Source organism: Streptomyces hoynatensis, assembly GCF_003626535.1.
GTDB lineage: Bacteria > Actinomycetota > Actinomycetes > Streptomycetales > Streptomycetaceae > Streptomyces > Streptomyces hoynatensis.
This window is the reverse complement of sequence record NZ_RBAL01000016.1, coordinates 55,140-77,042: the sequence shown is the minus strand read 5'-3', so window position 1 is coordinate 77,042 and position 21,903 is coordinate 55,140. Positions and strand designations below refer to the sequence as shown.

Genomic DNA, 21,903 nt, shown 5'->3' with positions numbered 1-21,903 from the left:
CAATCCGCATCACATCCCCGCAGCTTCTCCATCCGGCTTGACCTCCCGCTCACCAACTCGCCCACCCACGGAATCGTCAGGCCGTCCGTCGCATCGTCCTGCGGGTCGTCCGTCCCGCATCCCCTCACAGGGTGGCGAGGGCCTCGGCCAGCACGTCGAGTCCCTCGCGGAGCAGGTCCTCGCCGATGACGAGCGGCGGCAGGAAGCGCATCACGTTGCCGTAGGTGCCCGTGGTCAGCACCAGCAGGCCCCGCCGGTGGCAGGCGGCGGCCAGGGCCGCGGTCGCCGCCGGGTCGGGCTCCTTGGTGCCCGGCTTGACCAGCTCGATCGCGAGCATGGCCCCGCGCCCGCGGACCTCGCCGATCAGCGGGTACCGCTCGGCGAGCGCGGTCAGCCGCGGGCGCATCAGCCCCTCGATCTCCCGCGCCCTGGCCGGCAGGTCGAGTTCGCGCATGGTCTCGATGGCGCCGAGGGCCGCCGCGCAGGCCACCGGGTTGCCGCCGTAGGTCCCGCCGAGGCCGCCCGGGTGGGCGGCGTCCATGATCTCGCTGCGCCCGGTGACCGCCGCGAGCGGCAGGCCGCCCGCGATGCCCTTGGCCGTCGTGATGAGGTCGGGGACCAGGCCCTCGTCCTCGCAGGCGAACCACTGGCCGGTGCGGCAGAAGCCGGTCTGGATCTCGTCGGCGATGAAGAGGATCCCGTGCTCCCTGGCGAAGTCCGCGATCCGGGGCAGGAAGCCGCGGGCCGGCACGATGAACCCGCCCTCGCCGAGCACCGGTTCGACCAGGATGGCCGCCGTGTTCCCCACCCCGACCTGCTTGGTGATCTGCTCGACGACCTGGGCCGCGGCCTCCTCGGCGCAGTTCTCCGGGCCCGTCAGCCAGCGGAAGGGGTAGGCCAGGGGAACGCGGTAGATCTCGGGGGCGAAGGGCCCGAAGCCGTGCTTGTAGGGCATGTCCTTGGCGGTCAGCCCCATGGTGAGGTTGGTGCGCCCGTGGTAGCCGTGGTCGAAGACGACGACCGCCTGCCGCCTGGTGTGGTAGCGGGCGATCTTGACGGCGTTCTCCACCGCCTCCGCGCCCGAGTTGAGCAGGAGCGACTTCTTGGCGTGGTCGCCCGGGGTGAGCCGGGCCAGTTCCTCGCACACCTCCACGTAGCCCTCGTAGGGGGTGACCATCGCGCAGGTGTGGGTGAACTGCGTGAGCTGGGCCGTCGCCCGGCTGACGACGGCCTCGGCGCTGTTGCCCACGCCGGTGACGGCGATGCCGGAGCCGAAGTCGATGAACGAGTTGCCGTCCACGTCCTCGACGACGCCACCGCCCGCGCGCCTGGCGAACACCGGCATCACGGTGCTCAGCCCGTCCGCGACGGCGGCCTGCTTGCGGGCCATCAGCGCCCGCGACCCGGGCCCGGGGATCTCGGTGACCAGGCGGCGTTCCTGGGGGAGGGACGGGCCTCCGAACAGTTCGGTCATGACGGTCATGGGGGACTCCTCGACGCGAAGGGGGGCTACCTCACTCCTTTCGGCAGGCTAGGGCCGCGCGCCGCGCGCGGGCATGCACCGTCGCGGAGTGGTGCTCCGCCGGATTTGGCCATCGCGGCGGGGAGGGCCGGGCGCGCGGCCGGACCGCCGCGCGGGGGCCGCCGGCCGGGTGGGGGGCCTGCTCGGCGGGAAGGGGGCGCGCCGGACCGGGTGGACTCGCCGGGGCGCGCGCGGCGGCGTACCCGGGGGGTGGAGGGGCGCGCGCCACCCTGGACGCGTCCGCCAGACCGGCCGCCCGCCGCGCCCCCGAGGAGCCCGCATGACCAACGACGTCCTTCCGCTGTCCTTCGCCATCGGCGGCGACCTGCCGGTGCGGCGGCTCGGCTTCGGGGCGATGAACCTGACCGGACCCGGCGTGTGGGGTGAGCCGCGGGACTACGAGGAGGCGATCCGGGTGCTGCGCCGGGCCGTGGAACTCGGCGTGACGCTGGTGGACACGGCCGACTCCTACGGGCCCGAGGTCAGCGAGCGGATCATCAGGCAGGCCCTGCACCCCTACCCCGCCGGCCTGGTGATCGCGACCAAGGCGGGCTTCGCGCGGACGGGGCCGGGACGCTGGCACCCGCTGGGCAGGCCCGAGTACCTGCGCCAGCAGGCCGAGCTGAGCCTGCGGCACCTGGCCCTGGAGCGGATCGACCTCTTCCAGCTGCACCGGATCGACCCCAGGGTGCCGCTGGCCGACCAGCTCGGCGCCCTGGCCGAACTCCGGCAGGAGGGGAAGATCCGCCACCTCGGCCTCTCCGAGGTGAGCGTGGAACAGGTGCGGCAGGCCAGGGAGATCGCCCCGATCGCCACCGTGCAGAACCGGTACAGCCTCGCCGACCGCCGGTGGGAGGACGTGCTGGAGTACTGCGAGGCCGAGGGGCTCGGCTTCCTGCCCTGGCAGCCCCTGGAGACCGGGGACCTGGCCCGCCCCGGCGGCCCGCTCGCCGGCATCGCCAGGGAGCGGGAGACCACCCCGGTCCAGTTCGCGCTGGCCTGGCTGCTGCACCGCTCGCCCGTGATGCTGCCCATCCCCGGCACCTCGCGGGTGGCGCACCTGGAGGAGAACCTCGGGGCCGCGGAGGTGCGGCTGAGCGAGGCCGAGTTCCGCGCCCTCGGCGCCCGCTGAGGCCGCCGGCCCGGGCCCCGCCGGAGGCCCCGCCCGGGTGCGGCGCCGGCCCGCGCGGCCGGAACCCCCGGGTGGGGCGGCGGCCGGGGCGCATGCCGCGGCTCCAAGGCGAGGGGCACCCTCATGCCCCGGGCCGGGGATAATATGAAGAGAGAGTTCACCTTGTCGGAGGGGGCCGGATGAGGGCCGACGCCCGGCGCAACCGGGAGGCGATCGTCGAGGCGGCGCTGCGCCTGTTCACGGAGCACGGCGCCGGCGTCGGCATGGACCGGATCGCCACCGCGGCCGGGCTGCGGGTGGGCACCCTCTACCGGCACTTCGACGACCGGCAGGCGCTGGTGGAGCACATCGCCGTCCGGGCCCTCGACGACTTCCTGGCCTTCGGCTGGGCCGAGGCCGCCGCCGAGCAGCCGCGCTGGGACGCCCTGCGCGCCCTGGTCCTGCACGGCCTGGGCCTGCCGCTGGCCCTCTGCGCCTCCCTGACCGAGGGCGCCACGGCCCCGGCCGAGCCGGCCCGGCTGGCCGCCGAGGCCGCCGAACTGGTCAGGGACCTGGCGCGCGGGGCGCAGCGCGAGGGCACGCTGCGCTCCGACCTCAGCCCTGACGAGGTGCGCGAGCTGCTGAACGTCGCGATCTGCCGCGTCGGCGCCCGCCCGGGCGACGCCCTGATCACCGTCCTCCTCGACGGCCTGCGGGCCTGAAGCCCCGCGGCCCTACCCCTCCAGCCGGGGCGTCCCGACCGGCGCCGGGCAGATCCGCCGGCCCTCGCTGTCGAAGACGTAGAGCTGCCCGAGATCGAGCAGCAGCGGCACCCGCTCGCCGATCCGCAGCTGCACGTCCGCGCCCGCCCGCAGCACCAGCCCGTCCGCGATCCGGCCCGAGGGGATGGGCGAGGCGGGTGCCGGGGGCGGCGCGGGCTCCGCCGGGCGTTCCAGGGTGGCGACCGAGGACCTCGCCCGCCGCCGCAGCCGCCCCAGCGCGCCCTGCCCCAGGCCCGCGGCGGCGCGGGCGGCGCGCCGGGTGCGGGTCCGCGCCGGGCCGCGCGCCGCCTCAAGCCCGTCCACCCTGGCCGGCCTGGCGCCGGTGCTCACGTGCACCAGGGACTCGTGCCCCTGGTACTCCACGTGCTGCACCACGCCGTTGAGCAGCGCCTCCGTCGGCCGCATGGCGCCGGGCGAGGCGATGCGAGCCGCCTCGGAGCGCAGCCCCACCGTGATCTCCCGGCCCATCTGGAGCCGCAGCATCTGGTGATCCGGGCTCAGCGGCTGCGGCAGCAGCATCCGCTGGGTGCCGAAGTCGATACTCATCCGGCCGTCGAGCGGCGCGTGCACCGTGGCGCTGAGCAGGTTGATGCGGGGGGTGCCGACGAAGGCCGCCACGAAGACGTTGTCGGGCAGGCCGTAGACGTCCCGGGCCGTACCGACCTGCTGCAGCACCCCGTCCCGCATCACCGCCACCCGGTCCCCGAGCGACATCGCCTCGGACTGGTCGTGGGTGACGTACACCGTCGTCACGCCCAAGTGCCTGGTCAGCGTGGCGATTTCGGCCCGCAGCCGGGTGCGCAGCTTGGCGTCGAGGTTGGACAGCGGCTCGTCGAGCAGGAAGGCCGTGGGCCGCCTCACGATGGCCCGCCCCATCGCCACCCGCTGCCGCTCCCCGCCCGAGAGCTGCGCGGGGTAGCGGTCGAGGAGCTGCTCGATGTCCAGCAGCCTGGCCGCCTCGCGCACCCGCTGGTCGTGGTCGTCGAGCCGCTGCTCCATCCGCAGCGGGAAGGCGATGTTCTGGCGGCTCGTCATGTTCGGGTACAGCGCGTACTGCTGGAAGACCATGGCCAGCTCCCGCTCGCCGGGCGCCAGGTCGTTGGCGGCCACGCCGTCGAGCAGCAGCTCTCCCGAGGTGATCTCCTCAAGGCCCGCGATCATGCGCAGCACGGTGGACTTGCCGCAGCCGGAAGGGCCGAGCAGCACGACGAACTCGCCGGGCTCGATGTCCAGCGACAGCCGGTCCACGGCCACCACGTTGCGTGGATAGATCTTGGAGACGTCTCGCAAGGAGATCGCGCGTGTCATGAAGTTCCGCCCAGGGTCGTCTTTGAGCCAGTGGGGGGTGAGGCAGGACCGTAGCGCACCAGATGTCCCAGCGGAACGGGTATGGACGCTTTACCGCCCTGCATATTCGACACCGAACGGCACTACATTAAAACCGCGTTGAACGACATCGGCCGCCGCCGCAGGCGGCCGGGGCGAACGGAGGCCGCGGGCACGCGGCCGATGTCCTGATCAGGGGGCCAGGCACACCGGATGAGCACCAACGACCCGTACGGTGCGCGCGGCGCGCGGAACACCCGCGCGAAGGCGGCGCCCGTCCCGCGCCCGGCAGCGCCGCCGCCGATGCCGCCGCCGGCGGCGGAGCCCGGGGCGCCGCCGCTGGTGCGCTGGCTGCACCGGCCGCGCCCCGCGGCCAAGCCAGGCGTGTGGCGGCAGGACCACGCGCCCAAGCCGCCCGAGGACCCCGACCTGCCCGGGGACCGCGAGCTGCACGGCGGGGCGCTGCTCGCGCTGATCTGCGGCTGGTTCGTGTGGTCGTTCTACGACAACGGCTACCTCGACTTCGCCAACCGGCCGCTGTACTGGATCGGCGTGGACACCTGGCACGGCACGGCCAACCACACGGCCGTCTACCTCTACCAGGTCCTCGTCGCCTGCCTGCTGGCGTACGCCTTCGGCCGGGTGGGCAACGCGTCCGGGCTGTGGCGCCGCTGGCGCCCCGCGGCGCTGCGGCTGCTGTGCGGCAGGGCCGACATCGAGCCGCTTGGCTCCGCGGCCACGCTGCGCGCGCTGGCCGCGCTCGCCGGGGCCTGGGCGGCCTGGCGGCTGAGCTTCCTCGGCATCTGGGAGTTCTGGCTCGACCCGCTCTACGCGGTGGTGCCCGACTCCTGGTGGGAGGAGGGCGACAGCACCGCCTACACGCTCTCCTACAACCTCTACTACGTCCTCTACACGCTGCTGCTCCTCGCGCTCTTCGGCTGGCTCGGCGGCTGGCGCGCGGTGCTGCGCCGCTACCCGCCCGCCGCGCCGGGAGCCGCGCGCCGCGCGCGCACCCCGGAGGAGCGCGCCGAGTTGGCCCGGCTCACGGACTTCACGGAACTGCGTGCCGCCGGGGCTCCCGAGGCCGCCGACCGGCTGGCCGGGGACCTCAGGAACGGCGCGATGAGCGACCTCGACTACGCGCGCATCGCGCACGCCTGGGGGGCGGTGCGGGCCCGGCCGACCGACCTGCCCGAGTTCGCCAGGGCGGCCGCCGCGCTGGGGGCGGGCGCGTTCGTCCACCCCTCGGGCGACCGCGACCTGCCGGTGCGGGCGGCCACCCACGACCTGCTGACCAGGCAGGTGCGCATCGGGCACGCGGTGGACGAGGAGCGCAACGCCTACGAGTACCGCGGCGAGGACGTGGCCCTCGACCCCGCGGTGCTCGGCACCTCCCTGCTCGCCGTCGGCCCCCCGGGCTCGGGCAAGACCGGCCGCGTCATCAGGCCGGTCACCGAGGCGCTGTGCCTGCACGCCCTGACCGGCCAGGCCGCCGTGGTCGCCGTCGGCACCGCGAACAGCGGCCTGGGGCCCGACGACGCCTTCGACATCATCGTCCGCGTCGGCGACCCGGCCGGCACCCACCAGCTCGACCTGTACGGCGGCGCCACCGACACGGACGAGGCCGCCGGGCTGCTCGCCGAGGCGCTGACCGGCGGCTCCCGCATCGAGCAGCAGGAGGCGGCGGCCGTCCTCGTGCAGCTGATCGGCCCCTACCTGGCCGCGTACGGGCAGCTGCCCGGGGTGCCAGAGCTGCGCGCCATGCTGGACGGCGCCCCCGCGCTGCTGGCCACCCTGCGCGAGGACCTGGCCCTTGCGGGGGCCGCCGCCCAGCAGCGGGAACTCGACGCGCGGGCCAGGCAGGCCCAGCGCCCCGACGACCTCGGGCCCCAGCTCGCGGACCGGCTCGCGGTCCTCGACCGGGCCGGGTTCTCCCAGGACGCGCGGCCCTTCTCGCTCAGCGCCCTGGTCCACCCGCTGCGGGTGCGGGTGGACCTGCCGGCCACCGGGCACGCGGAGGCGCGGCGGATCATCACCCGGCTGCTGCTCGCCCAGTTCACCGCCGCCGCGACCACCAGGCCCGACCGCTCCCTCTTCGCCTGCCTGGTGCTCGACGACGCCACCGCGGCCATCACCCCGGGGACCGTCCGCGGCCTCACCCAGCTGCGGCCCAACAACGCCGGGGTGGTGCTCGCCCTGCGCACCCTGGACGACGTGCCGCCGCAGCTGCGCACCGGGCTGCTCGGCGCGGTGGGCTGCCGCATGGCCTTCTCCGGCATCACCACCTGGGACGCCGAGCACTTCGCCCGGGCCTGGGGCACCGAGTGGCGGGAGGACGAGGAGACCACCCGCACCCCCGACCGCAGCGGCGGGTGGATGCGGCGCGCGGTGCGCGGGGTGCGCAAGCTGTTCACCGGCCGGGACGTCACCACCGAGGCGGTCACCGTGCGGCGGGTCGAGCGGGAGCGCTGGTCGGCCTCGGAACTGGCCCACCGGGTGCCGCCCAGGCACGCGGTGCTCTCGATGACCACCGTCTCGGGCGAGCCAAGCCCCCCGGTCCTGGTGCGGCTCGGCTAGTGCGGGGGCGCCGCGGGCCGGTGAATCTCCCGGTGACGGCGCCGGATTCCGGGCCCGGCCCCCGCACCGGTGGCCGGCCCCGGGCGGAACGGCCGGTATTCGCCGCCTTCCGCAGCTGCCCACCTGCGCATATGCCAGGCCACTGTACGGTGATGGTACGTGTCGTCCTGGCTCCCCAAGGTGATCAATGCACCCTTCCCTCGCCTCACTTGTCCAGCACACCGCGCTCAGGCTCAGCGTGCTCGCGGGCCGGGAGCGCCTGGCGGCCGAGGTGCGGTGGGCGCACGCGAGCGAGCTCTCCGATCCCACCCCCTGGCTCGACGGCGGCGAGCTGCTGCTGACCACCGGGCTCAACCTGGCCGTGGACGACGCCGAGGCCATGCGCGCCTACGTGGCCAGGCTGTGCGAGGCGGGCGTGGTGGGCCTCGGCTTCGGCGTCGGGGTCAACCACCCCGAGGTGCCGCCCGCCCTGCTCGCCGCCGCCCGCGAGGCGGATCTCCCGCTGCTCGAAGTGCCGCGCCCCACGCCCTTCATCGCCATCAGCAAGGCCGTCTCGGCGGTGATGGCCGCCGAGCAGTACCGCGCGGTCACCGCCGGGTTCGCCGCCCAGCGCGAGCTGACCCGGGCCGCGCTCTCGGACGGCGGGCAGCGCGCGCTCCTGGAGCGGCTGGCGGCGCAGGTCGGCGGCTGGGCCGCGCTCTACGACCTCACCGGCACGGTCACCGCCGTGGCCCCGGCCTGGGCCGCGCGCCGCGCCGGGCGGCTCACCCAGGACGTGCGGCGGCTCGGCCAGCGCACCGCGCCCGCCACCGCGGTGTGCGCCGCCGGGCCCGAGGAGGACCGGGTGGAGCTGCAGTCGGTGGGCAGCGGGCAGGTGCCGCGCGCGATCCTCGCCATCGGCACCGCCGCGCCGCCCGCGACCGCGGAGCGCTACGCCATCCAGTCCGCCGTCGCCGTGCTGACGTTGACCACCGAGCGCTCCAGCGCCTACCAGGCGGCCGAGGCCAGGCTCGGCGGCGCGGTGCTCCGGATGCTGCTGAGCGGCGAGCCTGACCACGCCAGGGCGGTCGCGGGCCAGTTGTACGGCGGGCTGCTCGACGCCCCGCTGCGGGTGCTCGTCGCCGAGTCGAACGGCGACCCCGCGGTGCTCGAGGACTTCGGACTCGCCGTCGAGGCCGCGGCGCAGCGGGCCGGGGAGCCGGTGCTCGCCGCCGCCGACGGGGAGGGGCTGGTGGTGGTCGCGGCGGACGGCGGGGCGGCGATGGCGGCCTGCGAGGACTACGCGCGGCTCGCCCCCGAGGGCAGGGCCGAGGGCCTGGCCCTCGGCATGTCGGCCCCCACCGGCCTCGCCTCCGCGGACGCCGCCTACCAGCACGCGCGGGCCGCCCTGCTGGTCGCCAGGCGCCGCGGCCGGGCCCTGGTGGAGCACAACGACGTGGCCACCGGATCGGTGATGCCGCTGCTCGCCGACGACGCGGTGCGGGCCTTCGCGGACGGCCTGCTGCGCGCGCTGCGCGACCACGACGAGCGGGGGCGCGGCGACCTGGTGGCCTCGTTGCGCGCCTGGCTCGCCAGGCACGGCCAGTGGGACGCGGCGGCGGCCGACCTCGGCGTCCACCGGCACACGCTGCGGTACCGGATGCGGCGCGTGGAGGAGATCCTCGACCGGTCCCTGGACGACCCGGACGTGCGGATGGAGCTGTGGCTCGCGCTGAAGGCCACGGCCCCGCCGGGACGGTGAGGCCGGCGCCCGCGGGCCCGGCGGAGCCGCCCGCCGCGGGGCTGGCCATCGTGGCGGGCGCGCCGGATGGACCGCTCCACTGCGGCCAAGTCGCGGGCGGGCCGAAAGCCCCTACGGTGGAGCCGAGGACCGACCGCACCAGGCAGCAGACCCCACGGAAGGCGGGAGATGCGATGACGACGGCGACGACACCCTTCTGGCTTGCCGGACACGAGGCGCACGGCGAGGACACGCTCGAGGTCACCTCCCCCTGGGACGGCCGCACCGTCGGCACCGTCGGCCTGCCGACCGCCGCCCAGACCGAGGAGGCCGTCGCCGCCGCGGCGGCCGTGGCCGGCGAGTTCGCGGCCACCCCCGCCCACGTCAGGGCCGCGGCGCTGGACCTCGTGGGGCGGCGGCTGGCGGAGCGCGCCGAGGAGTTCGCCGGGCTGATCACGGCGGAGAGCGGAAAGCCGCTGAAGTGGGCGCGGGTGGAGGTCGCCCGCTGCCAGTCGGTCTTCCGCTGGGCCGCCGACGAGGCCCGCCGGTTCAACGGCGCCACGGGCCAGCGCCTGGACGCCGACCCCAGCGGCGCCGGGAGGCTGGCGATCACCAGGCGCGTGCCCTACGGGCCCGTCCTCGGCATCGCGCCGTTCAACTTCCCGCTGAACCTGTGCGCCCACAAGGTGGCCCCCGCCCTCGCCGCGGGCGCGCCGATCATCCTCAAGCCGGCCCCGGCCACCCCGCTGACCGCGCTGCTGCTCGGCGAGTTGCTCGCGGGCACCGACCTGCCCGCCGGCGCCTGGAGCGTGCTTCCGGTGCCCAACGAGGCGATGCCCCCGCTGGTGCAGGACCCGCGGCTGCCGATCATCTCCTTCACCGGCTCGGTGCCGGTGGGCTGGGCGATCCGGGACTCGGTGCCGCGCAAGCGCGTCACCCTGGAACTCGGCGGCAATGGCGCGGCGATCGTCCTGGCGGACTACTCCTCGGACGCCGATCTCGACTGGGCCGCGCAGCGCATCGCGACCTTCTCCAACTACCAGGGCGGGCAGTCCTGCATCGCCGTGCAGCGGGTGCTGGCCGACGAGACCGTCTACGACCGTCTCGTGCCGCGCGTGGTGGCGGCGGTGGAGGCGCTGCGGCTCGGCGACCCGGCCGACGAGGCCACCGACGTGGGCCCGCTGATCAGCGAGGACGCCGCCAGGCGCGTGGAGGGCTGGGTGAAGGAGGCGAGCGAGGCCGGCGCGAAGGTGCTCACCGGGGGCGTGCGGGAGGGCGCGAGCTACCGGCCGACCGTGCTCGAGGAGGTGCCAGGCGACGCGAAGGTGGCCACCGAGGAGGTCTTCGGCCCGGTCCTGCTGCTGAGCCGGGTGGCGGGCGAGGAGGCGGCCTACGCGGCGGCGAACGACTCGCAGTTCGGCCTCCAGGCGGGCGTGTTCACCCACGACGTGCAGGCCGCGTTCCGCGCCCACCGCGCCCTCGAGGTGGGCGGCGTGATCATCGGCGACGTGCCCTCCTACCGCGGGGACCAGATGCCCTACGGCGGGGTCAAGGCCTCGGGCGTGGGCCGCGAGGGCGTGGCCTTCGCGATGGAGGACTACACCTACGAGCGGGTGATGGTCCTCACCGGCCTCGACCTGTAGGCCGCTCCAGCCGCGCCACGATCAGGTCGCGGTCGATCGACTGGTCGACGCGATGCCGGAAGCCGCGGTACGGCTCGCCGTCCAGGACGGTGAAGCCGTGCCCGGCCAGCAGCTCGGCGAGCTCGGCCCGGCGGGCGACGTGGGTGTTCCAGGAGAGGCCGAGGGCGCCGCCGGGCCGCAGCAGCCCGGCCCACACCGGCAGGGCCGAGGCCAGCAGGGGCACCGGGGAGCGGGACAGCTCCTCGGCCGCGCGGCTGCCGTACCGCACGCCGTAGGGCGCGTCCGTGACGATCAGGTCGAAGGAGCCGCGCCTGAAGAAGGCCCCGCTCGCCGCGGTGTCGGCGTGGATCACCGTGACCTCGATCGCCTCGCCCTTCTTGTAGAGCTCCTTCGTCTCGCCCAGCGTGACGTGGAGGCGCCGGCCGAGGCTCTTGCGGTCCCGGCGCACGGTCGAGGTCTCCGCGTGGTGCTTGATGCGGCTGTTCTTCAGCCACTGCCGCAGGAAGGTGCCGTACGCCTCGAAGCTCTTGCCGTCGTGGTCGACGCCGGCCGCGTCCAGGCCGTACATCACCGCCTGGTTGAGCGTGGTGCCGCGCCCGCACAGCGGGTCGAGCAGCCGCAGCTCCCCGGTCAGCAGCCGCTCGGGGGCCTCGGTGGCCAGGGCGGTCACGTTGAGCAGGAGCTTGGTGAAGTCCTCGTTGGTCTTGCCCGAGTACTTCTGGATCGTGATCAGGTCGCTGGCGAATTTGTCCAGGCGGCGGAGCGGGAGCGGGGTGAGCCGCCCGTCCTCCAGGGCGAAGAGCGCGTACAGCGAGGACAGGTTGGACAGGTAGCGCAGGTCCCGGTCGCCCAGGCCCCCGCGCACCCGGAAGGTGAGGTACGGCACGCCGCCGAGCTCCGTCGTGTCCACGTCGGTGAGCCGGCCGCCGAGCACCGCCGCCCCGAACACCTCGAGCTCGGCCCTGGCCAGCGCCACGGAGGACTGGGCGTAGACCCGGTTGTGCGAGGGGAGCAGCAGGAAGGCGTAGGTGACGGCGGGGCCGGCGGCCTCCGGGTCGCTCCCGGGGGCCCGGCCGTCCGCCGCCTGCGCGCGGTCCCGGGCGGCCGGATCGGCCGGGGTGGCCGGGCCGTCGGGTGGGGTGGCGGGGGGAGCCGGGGCGGCCGGGGCGTCGGGCGAGGGGGCCGGGTGGTCCTGGGCGGCCGGGTGGTCCTGGCCATTCCCGGCCTCCCGGCCGGCCGAGGCGTTCGAGGCGTTCATCGGGCCGGAGTCTAGCCGCGGCCGTCCGGCCGCCCGCCTCAGGAGTCGAACTCCAGCCGGTCCACCCGCACCGCTCCGTGCAGGGTCAGCCGCACCTCGCCGACCCCGGAGGCGAGGCCGGTCAGCGGGGCGCTGATCGTCGCGTAGGCGTAGTCGTCCCCGGTGGAGGGGACGGTGAGCGTGATCCCGGAGCCGGTGCCCTCCGCGCCGGTCAGCCGCAGCTCCACCCGGGCCGCGCCGGGCTCGCCGCGTGCCGCGCGCAGCCGCACTCCCGTCACCCCCTGGCCGAAGTCGCAGCGCAGGTAGCGCAGCGTGGCCGGGGACGTGGCGCCCGCGGCGCGGGTCACCGCGTCGCCCGACTCCGGGGTGAGGTCGGTCAGTTCGATGTGCTCGCTCTCGTCGAAGGAGGCGGCGGCCAGGCCGGCGCGCAGCACCGGCCGCGGCGGCACCGGCTCGCCCGCGAGCGCGAACGCCGCGGTCCGCCTGATGTCCCGGCTGGAGGCCCCGGCCTGCACCTCGTAGGGCCCCGGCTCCAGGGTCCACCTGCCGTGCCCGACGTCGAAGAAGCCGAAGGTCTCGCCGACCGGGACGGTGAAGGACAGCCGCCGCTCCTCACCGGGCGCCAGGTGGATGCGGCGGTGCCCGATCAGCCAGCGGTGGGGCCTGGGCACGCTCGGCCGCAGCGCCCTGGCGTACAGCTGCACGACCTCGTCGCCCGGCACCGCGCCCGCGTTGGCGACCGTGACCTCGGCCGTCAGCTCCTCGCCGTCGAGGCGGACGTCGAGCGCCGTGTAGTCGAAGGCCGTGTAGGACAGGCCGTGGCCGAAGGGGTACAGCGGGACCCCGTCGTAGTACAGGTAGGTGGAGCGGGCGGCGATCAGGTCGTAGTCGAGCATCCCCGGCAGCTCCCCGTCGCCGGCGTACCAGGTCTGCGGCAGGCGCCCGCCGGGGGAGACGTCCCCGAAGAGGACCCGGGCCAGCGCCGTGCCGGCGGCCTGCCCGCCGTGGGCGGTCCACAGCAGGGCGGGCAGCGTGGCGTCCGCCTCGGGAACGGCGTAGGGGTAGGCGGAGGTGAGGACGAGCGCGGTGCGCGGGTTGGCGGCGTGCGCCGCCCGCCACAGCCGCTCCTGCTGCGGCGGCAGCGCCAGGGTGCGGCGGTCCTCGGTCTCCCGGCCGTTGATGTGCGGGTCGTTGCCCGCGACCACGACCACCACGTCCGCCTCGGCGGCGGCCCTGGCCACGGCCTCCGCGCCGCGTTCGAGGGTCTCCACGAAGAAGACCTCGCCCGCCTGCGGCGCCCCCGGCTCCCCGGCGGCGCCCGCCGTGGCCTCCCCCTCGGGGCCGGCTTCTTCCGGCGGGGCGGCAACCCTGAGGCCGTCGGCGGCGACCCACACGTGGTTGCCGGTACCGAGATGCCGGAGGAGGTGGCCTCCGCCGTGCGGTTCGAGCGAGAACGTCTCCTGCACCACCCAGCCGCCCGGCTGCTCGGCGGAGGCCCGCACCAGTCCGTCCCCGGCCGCCGACAGGTAACGCCCGTCCGGAGCGCGCAGGGTGAGCACCCCGCCGCCCCAGTCGATCAGGTGCAGCCCGGTGGCCTCGGCCTCCTCCCCGGTGAGGGTGAGGGCGGGCAGGTCGGTTCGGCCGCTCAGCAGCGCCGGGTCGAGCGCCGCCTGCGCCTCGGCCCGGGGCGCCTCGGGCGCGGGCGGCACCCGCAGCCAGCCGCCGCCCGCGGCGCGCAGCCGCACCAGGTCGGCCCCCTCGGCGAAGGTGACCGAGTCCGCCCCCGCGCGCTCGCGGAGGCCGGCGAGCGGGCTGGTGCGGCGCAGCAGCGAGCCGCTGTACCAGTCGAGCTTGACCTCGTCGGCCAGCAGGCCCACCACCGCCACCCGGGTGCCGGGGCGCAGCGGCAGCAGCCCGTCGTTCTTCAGCAGCACCACCGCCTGCTCGGCGGCCTCGAGCGCCAGGGCCCGGTGCTCGGGGGTGTCGAAGGCGGCGTCGGCGGCGAAGGGGTCGAGGTCCGGGTCGAACTCGCCGAGCAGGAACCGCATGTCGAGCAGCCTGGCGACCGCGCGGTCCACGTCCCCGGGGTCGATCAGGCCGGCCTCGAGCGCCCCGTTCAGCCGCTTCAGGGTGAGCGGGCCGTCGTCGGTGAAGCTGTCCACGCCGGCGCGCAGCGCGGCGGCCAGGCCCTCCTCGTGGCTGGGCAGGTACCCCTGGGAGCCGGCGATGTTGCCGGGCGCGAAGGCGTCGGAGCAGACCACGAGGGAGCGGTCAGTCCAGGTCCGCAACTCGCTCTCCAGCAGCGGGGACAGGTGGTTGGGGCGCCCGTTGACCAGGTTGTACGCCGGCATGACGCCGATCACCGTGCCGGCCCGCACCGGGCCGCGGAAGGCGGGGAGCTCGTACTCGTGCAGCACCCGCAAGCGCACCGAGGTGCTGGCGGTGTCCCGGTGCCACTCGTGGTTGTGGGCGAGCCAGTGCTTGAGGAGGGGCGCGGTGCGCCAGTAGACGGGGTGGTCGCCGCGCAGGCCGCGGGTGTACGCGGTGGCCAGGGCGGCCGTCAGGTGCGGGTCCTCGGCGTAGCCCTCCTCGTTGCGGCCCCACAGCGGGTGCCGGAGCAGGTTGACCGTCGGCGACCAGACGTTCAGGCCCACCTTGGGCTCGCGGGCGCGCATCGCGCGGGCCTCGCGCCCCGCCGCCTCGCCCACCCGGCGGACCAGCTCGTCGTTCCAGGTCGCGCCGAGCCCCACGGCCTGGGGGAAGACGGTGGCCTTGCCCATCCAGGCCACCCCGTGCAGCGCCTCCTGGCCGGTGCGGAAGGGCGCCAGGCCGAGGCGTTCCACGGCGGGCGCCGCCTGGTGGAGCATCGCGACGCGCTCGGGGAGGGTCAGCCGTCCCAGCAGGTCGGCCACCCGCTCGGCGAAGGGCAGCCGCGGGTCGCGGAAGGGCACAGGTGCGTCGGTCACAGGAACTCCCCAGCGGTGGCGGCGGCTCTCCCGGCCCGGATCCGGCGGGCCCGCGAAGTGGATGTTCGAAGCGCTTCGATGCTGGGTTTCCGGCGCGCTCCCTGTCAAGACGCCACGGGGCAATGAAGCGTCATGAGCCTGGAAACCGGGGAAGGATGCCGATGAGCGGTCGTCGAACTTTCTGTCGACCGGGGCTTGTGTGGTCAGGTGGGGGGACTTAACCTCAGCGCACATCGAAGCGCTTCGACCAGCCTGCACCACGGTCATGCGAAGAGGCAGAGCCATGAAGGGTTGACGTGCCATGCCGAACTCACGGCCCAACTTCCGCCCCGGACCGACCCGGAGAAGATTCCTCGCCTCGTCGGCCTTCGCCGCGGCGGCCACGGTGGGCGCCACGCCGCTGCTGACCGCCTGCGGCGGCGGTGGGGGCGGCGCAGGCGAGGAGGGCCGGGCCTCGGAGCAGGAACTGGAGAGCATCCTGCCGACGTTCAAGGCCTCCGAGGTGGCCGTGGCACCCGACATCGCCTCGGAGAACGGTTCGAGCCCCGGCTACACCAGCTGGATACCCGACGCGGAACTCGGCGTCTCGGTGCCGGAACCCCTCGGCAGCGGCGGGCACTTCACCGCCATGACCCCGCTGTGGGGCACCCCGCCCGACGCGGGCAACGACTTCTGGACCGCCATGGACCAGGCCATCGGCGTCTCGATCGACTGGCAGACGCAGGACGGCAACACCTACGGCGAGAAGCTCGGCGCGGTCCTCGCCGGCAGCGACATCCCCGACCTGGTGTGCGTGCCGGGCTGGGAGCTGACCGGCCAGATCCCGCAGGCGATCAGCAGCCGCTTCGCCGACCTGGGCCCCTACCTCTCCGGCGACAAGGTGCTCGACTACCCCAACCTGGCCGCCATCCCCACCGCCGCCTGGCAGCCCGCCGTCTTCGGCGGGGCACTGCGCGGCCTGCCCATGCCGGGGGCGCCCATCGGCGGGGTCGTCCCCTACTACCGGCAGGACATCTTCGAGGCCAACGGCTGGCCCGCGCCCGGCAGCGCCGAGGACTTCCTCGACTTCTGCAAGGAGATCACCTCACCGTCCAGCCGGGTCTGGGCCTGCGAGGACATGAAGTGGACGGCGTTCGTCATCCACGGGGTGCTGCCGGAGAAGCCCAACTACTTCGACCGCGGCGAGGACGGCAGGCTGATCAACCGTTACGAGACGGACGCCTACCTCGAGGCCCTGGAGTGGACCCGCAAGCTGTATGCGGCCGAGGTGGTCCACCCGGACGCGGTGGCCGTCTCCGGCGACGCCGTGCAGCGCTTCACCGCCGGTGAGGTGCTGATGTTCAACACCGGCGACGGCACCTGGCACAACACCGTGATCGAGCAGCGCAGCGCCAACCCCGACTTCCGGATGAACGCCTTCGACTTCTTCGGCGTCGGCGGCCAGGACCCGATCGTCTACACCGCCAACGGCTCCGGCATCTGGACCTTCGTCAACAAGAACCTCCCCGAGGACCGCATCCGCGAGGCCCTGCAGATCGCCAACTACACGGCCGCGCCCTACGGCACCCGCGAGAACCGGCTGCGCACCTACGGCATCGAGGGCACCCACTACAACGTCGAGAACGGGCTGCCGGTGCGCACCCCGCAGGGCGAGACCGAGGTCGTGCCCGAGACCTACACCTTCATCTGCACCCCCGGCCACTCCATCGCGCTGCCCGACACCCCCGAGGTGGTCGAGGACTGGACGGGCTGGCAGAAGCGGAACCTCGCCTTCGCCAAGGAGCCGCTGTTCTTCGGCCGCCAGGTCCAGGAGCCGGCCAGGCTCGCCAGCATCAACGACGGCTTCGAGGACCTGGAGGACGACGTGGTCCGCGGCCGGCAGTCCCTTCGCGACCTGCAGAACGCCGTGGCCGAGTGGCGCCGCAACGGCGGGGACGAACTGCGCGAGTTCTACCAGGGACTGCTCGACGAGGAAGAGGGCGCGTAGGCCGCGCCCCGCAGGCAGGCCGGGCAGGACCCGGGGCCGCCGGGAGGGCCTGACCGCCTGAAGGACACCGGGACAACGGGACACCCGGGGCACCGGGGACCACCGCAGACAAGGAGAAAGCCGTGTCGCAGAGCACGGTCCCGCGCCCTGGGCCCCCCAGGGAGAGCGGCGACCCGCCGAAGGCGCCCGCCCCCCAGGTCCGCCGCCCGCGGACGCGGCTGCGCCGCACCGACCCGCGCCTGCGCGGTGGCATCAGACTCCGGCACAAGCTGCGCCGGGACTGGCCGCTGATCCTGATGACCCTGCCCGCGGTGGCCCTGCTGGTGGTCTTCGCGTACGTCCCCATCGCGGGCAACGTCATCGCCTTCCAGTTCTACAGCCCCTACGCGGGCGACGGCTTCTTCGACTCCATGCAGAACAGCGCGTGGACCGGGCTGGAGAACTTCCAGCGGCTGCTGGACGACCACGACTTCTGGAACGCGGTGCAGAACACCCTCCTGTTCTCCTCGCTCCAGCTGATCTTCTACTTCCCGGTCCCCATCGCGCTCGCCCTGCTGATCAACAGCATCCTGCACAGCAAGGTCCGCGCCTGGGCCCAGGCGGTGCTCTACCTGCCGCACTTCTTCTCCTGGGTTCTGGTCATCACCGTCTTCCAGCAGCTGTTCGGCGGCGCGGGGCTCGTCGCCCAGCTGCTGCGCGACTGGGGCGTGACGGACAGCTTCGACCTGATGACCGACCCCGGCTTCTTCAAGTGGCTGATCACCGCGCAGGTGATGTGGAAGGACGCCGGCTGGGGCATCATCGTCTTCCTCGCGGCCCTGTCGACGGTCAACACCGAGCTGTACGAGTCGGCCGCGGTGGACGGCGCCGGCCGCTGGCGCCGCATGTGGCACGTCACGCTGCCCGCCCTGCGCCCGGTCATCGCGCTGCTGCTGGTGCTCCAGGTGGGCAACATGCTCACGGTCGGCGGCGAGCAGTTCCTCATCCAGCGCACCGCCGTCGGCCCCGGCGCCTCCGAGGTGCTCGACACCTACGTCTGGCACAAGGGCATCGAGGGCGGCGACTTCAGCTATGCGGCGGCCATCGGCATCGTGAAGGGCTTCTTCAGCGTCTGCCTCGTGCTGGCCGCCAACCGAGTCGCCCACGCGATGGGCGAGCAGGGGGTGTATTCGAGGCGATGAGCGCAAGCACCGCATCCACCGACTACCCGGACCACCTGGTCTGGGACGACGAGCGCGACGTGGGCACCAGGCGCAGGCCGGCCTGGGAGGAGCGGCCCACCCGGGTCGGCGTCACCGCCAAGGGCGCGATCCTGGGCATCGCGCTGCTCGCGATCCTCTTCCCGCTGTGGATCGTCGTGATCACCAGCCTGTCCGACGCCAAGACCATCTCCGAGACCGGCGGCCTCGTCGTCTGGCCGCGGGGCATCACCTTCGACGCCTACCGCGAACTCCTCAGCGGCGGCGAGGTCTCCCGCGCCATGGTGGTCTCCATCGGCGTCACCGTGATCGGCACGCTCTTCAGCATGGCGGTCTCCGTGCTCGCCGCCTACGGCCTGTCCCGGCTCGGCTCGCTCGGGCACCGCACGCTGCTGTTCACGATGATGGCGACGATGTTCTTCGGCGGCGCCGGCATCATCCCCACCTACCTGCTGATCCAGACCCTCGGCCTGATGAACAGCTACGCGGCGCTGATCCTGCCGATGGCCGTCAACGTGTTCAACATCCTGGTCCTGCGGGCGTTCTTCATGAACGTCGGCCAGGAGATCATCGACAGCGCCCGGATCGACGGCGCGGGGGAGTTCCGCATCCTCTTCCAGATGGTGCTGCCGCTCTCCAGGGCGGTGCTCGCGGTGATCTCCCTCTTCTACGCGGTCGCGTACTGGGGCAACTGGTTCGCCGGCTTCATCTACCTGACCGACCAGGACAAGCTGCCGCTGCAGAACGTCCTCCAGCAGATCGTGATCGCCCACCAGCGGCCCGCCGGCATGGCGCAGCTGATCGGCACCGGCCAGATCCCGAGCCTGGCGGTGCAGACCGCCGTGATGGTGCTCGCGCTGCTCCCGGTGGCGGTGCTCTCGCCGTTCGTCCAGCGCCACTTCAAGAAGGGCATGCTGATCGGCGCCGTGAAAGGCTGACCCACGCCGTGCGACGCACGGAATCGTCGGGCGCAAGAGAAAGTGAGGGATCGGCGATGGCCGCGCTGGAACGGGCGACTCGGGGCAGGCTGCTCTTCGGCGGGGACTACAACCCCGAGCAATGGCCCAGGGAGGTCTGGCGGGAGGACGTCCGGCTGATGCGCGAGGCCGGGGTGAATCTGGCCACCGTGGGCGTGTTCTCCTGGGCCACCCTCGAACCGCGCCCGGGGGCGCGGAACTTCGAGTGGCTGGACGAGGTCTTCGACCTGCTGCACGAGGGCGGCATCGGCGTCTGCCTCGCCACCCCGACCGCCTCCCCGCCGCCCTGGCTCGGCGCCCGCCACCCGGAGACCCTGCCGCGGGACGAGAACGGCGCCGTCGTCTGGTACGGCGCGCGCAACCAGTTCTGCGCCTCCTCGCCCGCCTACCGGGAGCACGCGCTCGGCATCACCGAGGCGCTGGCCCGCCGCTACGGCCGCCACCCGGCGCTGCGAATGTGGCACATCAACAACGAGTACGGGACCGCCTGCTGGTGCGACACCACCGCGGCCCACTTCCGCACCTGGCTGCGCGCCAGGTACGGCACGCTCGACGCCCTGAACGAGGCGTGGGGCACGGCGTTCTGGAGCCAGCGCTACGACGCCTGGGAGGAGATCCTCCCGCCGCGCCGGGCGCAGTACCTGCGCAACCCCAGCCAGGTGCTCGACTTCCGCAGGTTCACGAGCGACGCGCTCCTCGAATGCTTCACGGCCGAGCGCGACGCCGTCGCCGCGCACAGCCCCGAGGTGCCGGTCACCACCAACTTCATGCCGCTGTTCGCCGGCCTGGACGGCTGGCGCTGGGCCGCCGCCGAGGACGTCGTCTCGGTGGACCTCTACCCCGAGCCGGCCGCGGGCCCGGGCGAGCCGGGCGGGGCCGCCTACGGCGCCCTGGTGCAGGACCTCACCCGCTCCCAGGCCCGCGGCCCGTGGATGCTGATGGAGCAGGCCGCCTCCGCGGTCAGCTGGCGGGAGGTCAACCAGCCCAAGCCGGAGGGGCTGATGCGGCTGTGGTCCCTCCAGGCCGTGGCCCGCGGCGCGGACGCGGTCTGCTTCTTCCAGTGGCGCCAGTCCCGGCAGGGCAGCGAGAAGTTCCACTCGGCGATGCTGCCGCACGCGGGCGAGGGCTCCCGCACCTTCCGGCAGGTGCGGGAGCTGGGCGCCGAACTCGCCCGGCTGGCGCCCGTGGCGGGCGCCGAGGTCCCGGCGCGGATCGCGATCCTGCACGACTGGGCCGCCTGGTGGGCGGGCAGCCAGCCGGCGCGCCCCTCGGCGGCCGTGGACCACCCCGAACTGCTCGGCGCCTGGCACCGCGCCCTGTGGGCGGGCAACCTCACCTGCGACTTCGCCCACCCCGAGGCCGACCTCGGCGGCTATCGCCTGGTGGTGATCCCGCAGCTCTACCTGCTGTCGGATGCCGCCCTGGACAACATCGCCGCGTGGGTGCGCGGCGGCGGCACCCTGGTGTGCGGCTTCTTCACCGGGGTCGCCGACCCCGACGACCGGGTCCGCGAGGGCGGGGTGGACGCCAGGCTGCGGCGCGTCCTCGGCATCGGGACCGTGCAGGACTGGTGGCCCCTGCCCCCGGGGGACACGGTCCGGCTCAGCGACGGCAGCACCGGCAGCCTCTGGCGCGAGGACCTCGACCTGGCCGGTGCACAGACCGTCGCCGCCTACGCCGAGGGCGAGCTGGCCGGCCGGCCCGCCGTCACCAGGGCCCGTTACGGCGAGGGCACCGCCTGGTACGTCTCCACGCTGCCCGGCCACCGGGCGCTTGCCGCGCTGCTCGCACAGGCCGCGGAGACGGCCGGGGTGGACCCGGTGCTGCCCGGGCTGCCCGCCGGGGTCGAGGCGGTGCGCCGCGGGGAGCTGCTCTTCCTTCTCAACCACGGACCCGAGCAGGTCACAGTCCCCCTGCCCGGCGCCTACCTGGCGTCGCGCGACCTGCTCACCGGCCGCGCCCACGCGGCCGAGATCACTCTCGGCCGCTACGGCGTGGCCGCCCTTTCCCCCACCCTCGAAGGGAGCCGCACATGAAAGGCCGCATCCGCACGATGATGCTCGCCCCGGCCCTGGCCCTGGCGACCGTCATCGGCTTCAACGCGGGCACCGCCCAGGCAGCCGCCTGGCAGTCGTGTGACCAGTGGGGCAACTGGACGGACCCCAACGGCTACACGGTCTACAACAACATCTGGGGTTCGGGCGCCGGGTCGCAGTGCATCGCGGCGGACTCCGGCGCGAGCTGGACCGTCACCGCCGACCACCCCAACACCGGCGGCATCAAGTCCTACCCCAACGCCAAGCGGGTCGTCGGCCGGACCATCGCCGACCTCTCCAGGCTGACCAGCAGCTACAACGTGACGGTGCCGAGCTCGGGCGCCTACAACACGGCCTACGACGTCTGGGACAGCGACTACGGCAACGAGATCATGCTCTGGGTGAACTGGAACGGCGCCGTGGGCCCGCTGGGCTCGCAGGTGGCCACCGTCAGCCTGGGCGGCCACGGCTGGACCGTCTACCGGGGCAGCAACGGCAGCAACAACGTCTACTCGTTCCTGCGCCAGGGCGACTCCACCCAGGGCACCATCGACATCCTGCCGATCCTGGACTGGATCACCCAGCAGGGCTGGATGTCGCAGAGCGAGGTCATCGGCGACGTGCAGCTCGGCTACGAGATCACCTCGTCCCCCGGCGGGCTGACCTTCCGCACCAACAACTTCAGCGTCACCGCCGGCTGAGCCCCGCGCCCGGAGCCGAGCGGACCCGGCGAACGCACCTTCGCCGGGTCCGTCCCCCGCCCACGCGGGGCGGAGCCTGCCGGGGCCGGGCCGGCCGC

The 21,903-nt window shown here is 74.2% G+C and carries 14 protein-coding genes; 10 read left to right on the top strand and 4 right to left on the bottom strand.

All coding sequences use genetic code 11. The features are described from left to right. Window positions 1–124: 124 nt before the first annotated feature. Window positions 125–1,483 (bottom strand): 4-aminobutyrate--2-oxoglutarate transaminase, encoded by a 1,359-nt coding sequence (gene gabT, locus D7294_RS23320; RefSeq protein WP_241562572.1) that lies wholly within the window; start codon window positions 1,481–1,483, stop codon window positions 125–127. 319 nt (window positions 1,484–1,802) lie between these two features. On the opposite strand from gabT, the gene D7294_RS23315 reads away from it, so the two are divergent. Together D7294_RS23315 and D7294_RS23310 are read left to right on the top strand one after the other, a co-directional pair. Next, complete coding sequence (locus tag D7294_RS23315) at window positions 1,803–2,654, top strand: aldo/keto reductase (protein ID WP_120682950.1); 852 nt, start codon at window positions 1,803–1,805, stop codon at window positions 2,652–2,654. A gap of 179 nt (window positions 2,655–2,833) precedes the next feature. Further along, complete coding sequence (locus D7294_RS23310) at window positions 2,834–3,355, top strand: TetR/AcrR family transcriptional regulator (RefSeq protein WP_120682948.1); 522 nt, start codon at window positions 2,834–2,836, stop codon at window positions 3,353–3,355. A gap of 12 nt (window positions 3,356–3,367) precedes the next feature. Here the strand turns inward: D7294_RS23310 and D7294_RS23305 are convergent, their stop codons facing one another. After that, complete coding sequence (locus D7294_RS23305; RefSeq protein WP_120682946.1) at window positions 3,368–4,723, bottom strand: ABC transporter ATP-binding protein; 1,356 nt, start codon at window positions 4,721–4,723, stop codon at window positions 3,368–3,370. Window positions 4,724–4,954: 231 nt separating this feature from the next. On the opposite strand from D7294_RS23305, the gene D7294_RS23300 reads away from it, so the two are divergent. The 3 genes from D7294_RS23300 (at window position 4,955) to D7294_RS23290 (ending at window position 10,681) form a co-directional block, all read left to right on the top strand. Further along, the gene (locus tag D7294_RS23300) at window positions 4,955–7,318 is read left to right on the top strand and encodes an ATP-binding protein (RefSeq protein WP_120682944.1); all 2,364 of its coding nucleotides are present in this window, start codon (window positions 4,955–4,957) and stop codon (window positions 7,316–7,318) included. Between the two features lie 187 nt (window positions 7,319–7,505). Then, on the top strand, window positions 7,506–9,059 hold the full coding sequence (locus tag D7294_RS23295) for a PucR family transcriptional regulator (RefSeq protein ID WP_120682943.1): 1,554 nt from the start codon (window positions 7,506–7,508) through the stop codon (window positions 9,057–9,059). A 173-nt stretch (window positions 9,060–9,232) separates the two neighbouring features. Continuing rightward, the gene (locus D7294_RS23290) at window positions 9,233–10,681 is read left to right on the top strand and encodes an aldehyde dehydrogenase family protein (protein ID WP_120682941.1); all 1,449 of its coding nucleotides are present in this window, start codon (window positions 9,233–9,235) and stop codon (window positions 10,679–10,681) included. Here D7294_RS23290 and D7294_RS23285 read toward each other — a convergent pair. Further along, entirely contained in the window at window positions 10,662–11,939 is a 1,278-nt protein-coding gene (locus tag D7294_RS23285; RefSeq protein ID WP_241562571.1) for a TRM11 family SAM-dependent methyltransferase, read from the bottom strand. The two genes, D7294_RS23290 and D7294_RS23285, sit on opposite strands and share 20 nt — an antisense overlap. A gap of 38 nt (window positions 11,940–11,977) precedes the next feature. Beyond that, window positions 11,978–14,905 (bottom strand): glycoside hydrolase family 3 C-terminal domain-containing protein, encoded by a 2,928-nt coding sequence (locus D7294_RS23280; RefSeq protein ID WP_120682939.1) that lies wholly within the window; start codon window positions 14,903–14,905, stop codon window positions 11,978–11,980. A 301-nt stretch (window positions 14,906–15,206) separates the two neighbouring features. Here D7294_RS23280 and D7294_RS23275 point away from each other — a divergent pair, with 301 nt between their 5' ends. From D7294_RS23275 to D7294_RS23255, 5 genes are all read left to right on the top strand, one after another. Beyond that, complete coding sequence (locus D7294_RS23275) at window positions 15,207–16,892, top strand: extracellular solute-binding protein (RefSeq protein WP_120682937.1); 1,686 nt, start codon at window positions 15,207–15,209, stop codon at window positions 16,890–16,892. Window positions 16,893–17,014: 122 nt separating this feature from the next. Next, window positions 17,015–18,073, top strand: coding sequence for an ABC transporter permease (locus D7294_RS23270; protein WP_241562570.1), 1,059 nt, complete (start codon window positions 17,015–17,017; stop codon window positions 18,071–18,073). Beyond that, complete coding sequence (locus tag D7294_RS23265; RefSeq protein ID WP_120682935.1) at window positions 18,070–19,029, top strand: carbohydrate ABC transporter permease; 960 nt, start codon at window positions 18,070–18,072, stop codon at window positions 19,027–19,029. The genes D7294_RS23270 and D7294_RS23265 overlap by 4 nt, the downstream gene beginning before the upstream one ends. Window positions 19,030–19,085: 56 nt before the next feature. Next, entirely contained in the window at window positions 19,086–21,104 is a 2,019-nt protein-coding gene (locus D7294_RS23260) for a beta-galactosidase (protein WP_120682933.1), read from the top strand. Beyond that, the gene (locus tag D7294_RS23255; protein WP_120682931.1) at window positions 21,101–21,805 is read left to right on the top strand and encodes a GH12 family glycosyl hydrolase domain-containing protein; all 705 of its coding nucleotides are present in this window, start codon (window positions 21,101–21,103) and stop codon (window positions 21,803–21,805) included. Before D7294_RS23260 ends, D7294_RS23255 begins: the two co-directional genes overlap by 4 nt. Window positions 21,806–21,903: the final 98 nt, after the last annotated feature.